Below are 7,252 nucleotides of genomic sequence, written 5' to 3' on the forward strand. Positions count from 1 at the left end.
GACCCACCTGCCCTGCGCATTCACAAGGCCGTCCCGGTGGGATGCATCGTTTCTAGAAGCCTGCTGATCTTCATCGTGGTGAAGTTGGAATAGGTGTCCGAGACCGCATATGGCAGGGCGATCAGATCGCCATGCCGCATGGCACCGCAAGAGTAGACGACGTTCGGGACATAGCCTTCCCGCTCCGTCGGCTCCGGCTGCAACAGCGGTTCGACGGTGCGCGATAGGATGATGCTTGGGTCGTGCTTGTCGAGGAGGGTTACCCCAATTGCGTAGCGCCGCATTGGTCCCACGCCGTGGGTGAACAGGAGCCACCCTTCGTCAATTTCAACGGGCGAGCCACAATTGCCGATCTGGACGAACTGCCAGGCGAATTCCGGCTTTAGCAGGAGGTGTCCCTCATCCCAATGATGCAGATCGTCGGAATAGAGCAGGAACAGGTTTTCGCTGTCCTGGCGAGCGATCATGGCATAACGGCCGTTAATGCGGCGGGGAAAGAGCGCCATGCCCTTGTTGCGGGCGGCAGGCCCGTGCAGCGGCGTCAAGGTGAAGTTGAGAAAATCGGCCGTTTCCAGGAGCTCCGAGCGGATTGAAGAACCGCTATAGGCGGTATAGGTGGCGAAATAGATCGTCTTGCCTTGATCCTCGAACGCGACGAAGCGGGCATCCTCGATGCCGTTCGATTGCGCCTCTGTCACCGGAAAGATGACCCGCTCGCTGAGATCGCTCTCTTCCTTGAAACTGATTGCGATGCAGCCGGCGGGCGCCAGGCCGTCACTTGTATGGATGTCCGGCAGACCTGCCAGTTGCATCGGCGCATCGATGGTGACGGCCCCTTCGGGATCGATCACGCCGGAGCGGAAGGTAAGCGAGGAGATATGTCCTTCGCCTACAGCCCTTAGACTGAGGATCACTCTCCGGCTTCCCTCACCAATACCCGACTGGTCAGGATGTGGCACGATGCTCGGGTTGAACAGAGCGGCGGACTCGAACGAATATTCGTTCATGAAGTATGCCCCGACCAACTGCCTCTGCTGCTGGCTGAACTGTTGGTGGTGGATAAATGCATCTTCCATCGCATCCGCCCGCAACTCGAACTGTCGCAACAGATTGCGATGCCGGCCCTCGAAATTTGCGAGGATGTCGCGCAACTGATTGGCGGTCGAGGCCGGGTCCAGAGACAGAACGCGATCAACGATGTCATTCGCCCGGGTTTTATCGCGCGGCTTCAGATGCCGAGGTTCGGTCGATGGCTTGAAAGGGCGCACGATGACCCGTGTCGGATCCGGCTTCAGATAGAGGGCCTGCCGGTTGAGGAGACTGGACTGGGGCAAAGCTGGTCTTTCGGAGTTTTTGCGGTGGGTGGGGTGGTTCATGACAATTGCCTGACGCCGAGCCTTGGGGGTATCGGGCGCAGCATCTGGTTGGCACGCCCGATCTCGACGCAGGAAATCAGGTAACAGAGCACGGATTCGGCCCCCCGGTTCTCGTTGGGGCGATCCACATGAAGGCCGTCGCGGCAACTGCCGGTCTCGGGGTCGACCAGCGAGACGCCGTGGTCATTGCTGCCGGTAAACCAGTCGAACGCCCGGTTGGCAGCCTCTATCCACCTTTTGTCCGAGGTCGCCTCATAGGCAGCAAGACAGGCGGCCACGGTGGCCGTCGCCTCGACCGGCTGTTGGTCGAAGAGCTTCGGCAGTTGGCCAATATCAAAGAAGCCGTCCGTTCCAATGGCGCGGAAATGGCCTTTATCGCTCGTCTGCTGGGTCATCAGCCATTCAAGGGTCGCGACACCTGTCTCGACGAAGGAAGACACTTTGGTGGAAAGGCCCGTCATGATCAAAGCCTGGCTCAGGCGGGCATTTTCATAGGACAGCCCCTCCTCAAACCAGCGGCGCCCAACCTTCGACACACGTCGTTCCAGGTCCATCAGATTTTCGGCGTGCCGTATGCGCAGCATCCGAGCGCGCGAATCTTGCGGGTTGGCCACACAGTAGTCGTTGAGGCCGAGAAGCGTGAAGGCCCAGGCGCGCGGGGAACGAAAGTCGAGCGTGACGGACATCGCCCGGGCGAAAAGGGCACTTGCCCATCGACGGCGCGGTGCATCGGTATCGGACAGGGCGCAGGCCCCGAGCGCCCAGAGGGTTCGCCCATGACTATCTTCGGAGCCTTCGTCTTCGAGCCAGCGGCGGTCGTAGCTCATGAAGTTTCTAAAGCGGCCGGTGTCGGGGTTCCAGGCATGTTCGACGAAGGCTGCGAAGGAGGCTGTCATCCGGTCCGCGATCCCGATTTCGCCGACTGCCGACAGGAGCGAGGACAGAAGCAGAGCCCGCGCATTGTCGTCGACGCAGTAGCCATGCGACCTGTCCGGCACGGAGAACACCGCATGCTGGATGATGCCTGTGTCGTCGCACATCGTGTGCAGATGGCCGAGCTTCGAAGCCGTCTGCTGCGGTGGGCGCTTCATACGCACGGAGATAAGGTCGCTGACAAACTTCGGCCGAAAAGCCGTTCGTGCCTTGGCCATGCTGCCGAGGTAAAGCGTGGCGACATGCGACCAGATCATCGCGCGGCCGGTCTCGTAGGCCCGCCTACGCATGGCCATGCGGGCCTCGTCATCGCCGAGCAAGGTAGAGATTGCCTTGCCCGTGGCCGATGCGTCGCCGAAAGGAACCAAAATGCCTCGGCCGTCGCCTAAGAGATCGCAGGCGTGCCAATAAGGCGTAGAGACCACTGCGCTGCCCATGCCAAAACTGTAGGAGAGCGTGCCCGAGGTCATTTGCGCTTCATCCAGATAGGGCGTCACATAGACGTCACACATGGCAATGAAGTCGAGAAGCGTCGGCAAATCGACGAAGTCATTAAGAAATTGGACGGCATGATCGACGCCCAGCCGCTCGGTGCGCTGGCGCAAACTGTCGCGATAGGCATCGCCCTGCTGGCGCAGAAGCGTCGGATGCGTGGCACCAAGGACGATGTACAAAGCCTCGGGGCTCTCGTTCAGAATGTCTGGCATAGCGTCGATGACCACCTCGATGCCCTTGTTGGGCGAAAGGAGGCCAAAGGTCAGGATGACCGGGCGTCCGGCATAACCACGCTCGACTTTGGCCAGATCCGGATCGTGAAAGGGTCGGTCGGGTATGCCATGGGCGATGACGTCGATCTTCTGGGGGGCGACGCCATAGATTTCCGTCAAAAGAGCGCGTCCCTTCTCCGCCATGACGACGACGCGGCTGGAATGAGCAGCGACCTTCTGCAACACGCGGTGCTGAGACGGTGTCGGTTCGGCGAGGATGGTGTGGCAGGTGGTGACGAGTGGAATGCGCAGGGCTTCTAGCATCGTCAGAATATGTTCGCCGTCCGGACCGCCAAAGATGCCGAATTCGTGCTGCAGCGAAACCACATCGAACCGACCTTCATTTAAGATCCGCGCGGCCGTCACATAGTCTTCGACTTCCTCCTCACGGATCTCGAAGATCACGTCGCTCGGATAGGCGTAGCTTTGCCCGGCATCCGTCACAGCGACGATGCTCGTCTCTACGGGTTCGCCCGCGTCGATCAGCGCCTGGGAAAGATCGCCGGTGAAGGTTGCAATGCCGCATTGGCGCGGAAGAGAGTTGCCAATGAAGGCGATACGTGTCGGTCTGCTCATCTGCGTTCCCTCCAGAACATGGTGGCGAGGTCTCGCCAAATTGGCCAGGGACGCAAAACGCGGCCGCATGGTGGATACTTCAAGTATCGGTCTCGGGATCACGCCGATCCTGTGACCTCCAGATCCCGTTCCAAATTGACGCGCCCCTGACGGAGTTCGGCATTCCAGAGCCGATACTGAGGGCTATTCTGGTAAGCCGGCATGGAGGCCTCGATGGTGTAAGTGACGGCGGCTGCGGGAGACAGACCCTTCGCGGTCACGAGACGAACCATTTGGCCGACGTTAAAGCGGTGAGAAGGCATGGTGTTTCTCCGTTCATCAAATGCCCGCCCAAGGCGGCCGTCATGGACGACCCCCACAGCGGATTGCGCAAGTTCGTCCATGACCTATTCCTCTTGCGAGTTCGCTCAGTGCACCGACTGCCATCGTCACGCTGCCGACTGGAGAGACGACCCGAATGCCCTGAGATCGAGTTCAATCGTCTGTCGTCGCCGAGACTGATAGGCCTGCCTCGCCGTCGTCAGGATGCGGTCCCGCAGGCGATCGAATGCCAAGAGATAGTCGCGTTCCTTGCGGGTAGTGGTCGACCCCTCCCGTTCAAAGAGCGCGACAGGCAATAGAAACAAGACCTGGTTCAGGCCATCATGCCCAATGAAACGAATGAGACCGCGTGTCTCGTCATACGCACGGGTCGGATTGGGGAAGGAAAGGGTCACCGGCTTGCGACCTGACCGCTGTTCTTCGGCCGCGCAATGACGGCTTCATCCGCCCAAACGTTGACGGCAGGGCTCAACTCGACGGATCTGCGGGCGCCATTCTGATACATCGTGAGCACATGGCGCGCCGTGCCGCGGTCCAGCTCGCAGAGTGGTTCCTCATAGCGAAACCCGGAACGCCGGAGCGCGCTTCTGATGATGCTGATGTCGATGCTGCCGATAGGCTGATGAAGGTCGGAAGACATGATGTCCTCCTCAATTGGGGCCAGGGTGCGTGCCGCCCAGAAAGTGGCAGTGCCCGTTCAATGGCTGCCACTCACTTAGATATGGGACCGCTTATCAGAAATTGCAAGGGCTCCTCGAAAACATCCATAGGGCGCGACCGGAGACGCCGTCGTCATGTGGTCAGCGCCGCGGCTCGCTCTCCGCCATGAATAAAGTCTTCTCAATGGCTGCCTTCATTGAAGGGATGGCTTGCTGTGGCATGTCTTTGACCTGAGCGGCGGCTATAGCAATCCACGAAATCTGTCGTCGTGATCCAAACTCCTGCGCTAGCGTGAATTCGGAATAATTGCCGCTCTAGAGCCATGTTCACGTCAGCTCAAAGCCAGTGCACAACGATATATCGACGCGACCTCGCGGCGCTTTGCTGACGGGGCAGCGGACCGACTGCTTTCGGATATCCAACCAACCACCTTCAATGACCGAGATGAAGGCGCCTAGCGGAGATCATTTCCGCGATGGAGCGGAAGCCGGCTGTCCGATGCTGGGGGCCGAAAGGCGATAGCGGACATCCAAGCATCTGTTGGTGTTGCTGTCCGAGTTTGACTCAAATGCGGCCTCTTTTCAGAGGCCGTCCGACTACTTCCCGATCTGGTTCAACTGCCGGTCGAAGTCTGCCAGATCGAAATAATCACGCCAGACTGTGATCGTGCCGTTCTCGACGGTCACTGTCCCCATGACGGGCCGCGTGATCCGTCCACCGTTTTCGTGGAGGAAAATGTCGATCCGCTCGTTCAGCACGACGTTTCCCGACGCCGCGTTCCCCGGATTGGAAAAGCTCCAAGGGACTCCACACCGCCAGGACACCTGGCAAAGCTGAACACGATCGATTTGGCGACCAGAACGAACGTGCCTCCGAAGACGACCTTTCTGAGCATCAAGCCCCTCGGATCGGACGCAGCAGGCGCAGAGCGTTCATCGTCACGAGCACTGTTGCCCCGGTGTCGGCAAGGATAGCGGGCCACAGGCCCGTGATGCCGAGGACCGTGGTCACGAGGAAGACCGCTTTCAGTCCCAGCGCGATGGTGATGTTCTGGAAGATGTTGCGCATGGTCCGCTTCGAGAGGTCGATCATGAGGGCGACATCCCCGACCCTGCCGTGCAGGACCGCGGCATCAGCCGTCTCAAGGGCCACGTCCGTTCCACCGCCCATTGCGATCCCGACGTCGGCGGCGGCCAGTGCAGGCGCATCGTTGATGCCGTCGCCGATCTTGCCGACGACATAGCCTTCCTTTTTCAGCTCGCCAATGATCTGCTGCTTGTCTTCAGGCATCAGTTCGGCACGGACCTCGATGCCGAGCTGTGCCCCGATGGCGGTGGCGGTCCGTTTGTTGTCGCCAGTCAGCATGACGGTCTTGATGCCCGCGTCGGTCAGCGCCTTGAGGCCAGCGACGGCGTCCGTACGCGGTTCATCGCGCATCGCAATGGCACCCGCGAGAACGTCGCCGATCACAAGGACGGAAACAGTCTTTCCTTCGTCATTGAGAGCCGTGATCGTCTTCGAATGCGCCATCGGCATCGTAACGCGCACCGCGGCGGCCTTAGGCGAGCCGAGGAAGACCTCGATCCCATCGATCACTGCGGTCACCCCCTTGCCGCCAAGCGCCTTCGCATCGGTGGCGGGTGGTGCATCGATCCCGTCCTCGCTGGCCTTGCTGAGGATCGCGACGGCAAGCGGATGGCTGGATCCCATCTCGAGGGCAGCGGCATAGCGGAGCACCTCATCAACCTTGCGGCCGAACGGTACCACGTCGGTCACCTTGGGCTTGCCCTCGGTGAGCGTCCCTGTCTTGTCGAAGGCGATGGCGGTGAGCTTTCCAAGCCCCTCGAGAACGGCGCCACCCTTCAGCAGCAAGCCGCGGCGCGCGCCCGACGACAGCGATGCGGCGATCGCGGCCGGTGTCGAGATAACCAGAGCGCATGGGCAGCCGATCAAAAGGACTGCAAGGCCCTTGTAGACCCACTCGCTCCAGATGCCGCCCCAAAGCATAGGCGGCAGGACGGCGACCAGTGCTGCCACCACGACGACGCCTGGCGTGTAATAGCGTGAGAAACGGTCGATGAAGCGTTCGGTCGGAGCCTTTGACTCCTGGGCCTCCTCCACCAGCCGCACGACGCGGGCGATGGTGTTGTCGGCGGCAGCGGCCGTGACCCTCACACGGAGTGCCGCATCGCCGTTGACGGTGCCTGCGAAGACGTTGTCGTCGATGACCTTGCGGACCGGCACACTCTCCCCCGTGACGGGAGCCTCATCTATCGAGCTCTCACCTGCAACGATGACGCCATCGGCAGAGATACGGTCGCCGGGGCGAACCAGGATGATGGATCCGACCGCAAGGGCCTCGGTCGGCACTTCGCGGGTCTTTCTGTCCTCTTCCAGCAGCGCCGTCTTCGGCACAAGCGCCGTCAGGGACTTGATGCTGTCTCGCGCCTTACCTGCGGCCACGCCTTCGAGCAGCTCGCCCACCAGGAACAGAAAGACCACCGTTGCTGCCTCTTCGGTAGCGTTGATGATCTGATCTGAACTGATCTGAACCCTTCAAACTGGACCATTTTTGGCTAGAGTTTTCCGGTGCATTTTCCTGGCTGGGAAAGGAACGGA

At 60.5% G+C, this 7,252-nt stretch carries 6 protein-coding genes and 1 pseudogene; all 7 read right to left on the reverse strand.

Annotated features, from left to right (window positions below; genetic code table 11):
• Positions 1 to 20: 20 nt before the first annotated feature.
• Positions 21 to 1,376 (reverse strand): glycoside hydrolase family 130 protein, encoded by a 1,356-nt coding sequence (locus ACEXP3_RS23075; protein WP_377299538.1) that lies wholly within the window; start codon positions 1,374 to 1,376, stop codon positions 21 to 23.
• The gene (locus tag ACEXP3_RS23080) at positions 1,373 to 3,652 is read right to left on the reverse strand and encodes a glycosyltransferase family 4 protein (RefSeq protein WP_377299539.1); all 2,280 of its coding nucleotides are present in this window, start codon (positions 3,650 to 3,652) and stop codon (positions 1,373 to 1,375) included. The genes ACEXP3_RS23075 and ACEXP3_RS23080 overlap by 4 nt, the downstream gene beginning before the upstream one ends.
• Before the next feature lie 98 nt (positions 3,653 to 3,750).
• Positions 3,751 to 4,035: a hypothetical protein gene (locus ACEXP3_RS23085; protein ID WP_377299540.1), complete on the reverse strand. Its 285-nt coding sequence runs from the start codon at positions 4,033 to 4,035 to the stop codon at positions 3,751 to 3,753.
• 45 nt (positions 4,036 to 4,080) lie between these two features.
• On the reverse strand, positions 4,081 to 4,368 hold the full coding sequence (locus ACEXP3_RS23090) for a DUF1488 family protein (protein WP_377299541.1): 288 nt from the start codon (positions 4,366 to 4,368) through the stop codon (positions 4,081 to 4,083).
• Positions 4,365 to 4,613, reverse strand: coding sequence for a hypothetical protein (locus ACEXP3_RS23095; protein WP_377299542.1), 249 nt, complete (start codon positions 4,611 to 4,613; stop codon positions 4,365 to 4,367). The genes ACEXP3_RS23090 and ACEXP3_RS23095 overlap by 4 nt, the downstream gene beginning before the upstream one ends.
• A gap of 616 nt (positions 4,614 to 5,229) precedes the next feature.
• Positions 5,230 to 5,457, reverse strand: coding sequence for a limonene-1,2-epoxide hydrolase family protein (locus ACEXP3_RS23100; protein WP_377299543.1), 228 nt, complete (start codon positions 5,455 to 5,457; stop codon positions 5,230 to 5,232).
• Between the two features lie 70 nt (positions 5,458 to 5,527).
• Positions 5,528 to 7,165, reverse strand: a pseudogene (locus tag ACEXP3_RS23105) (heavy metal translocating P-type ATPase); the annotation flags it as partial.
• Positions 7,166 to 7,252 lie beyond the last annotated feature (87 nt).

The organism is Neorhizobium fuzhouense, assembly GCF_042611105.1.
Taxonomy (GTDB): Bacteria; Pseudomonadota; Alphaproteobacteria; order Rhizobiales; family Rhizobiaceae; genus Neorhizobium; species Neorhizobium galegae_A.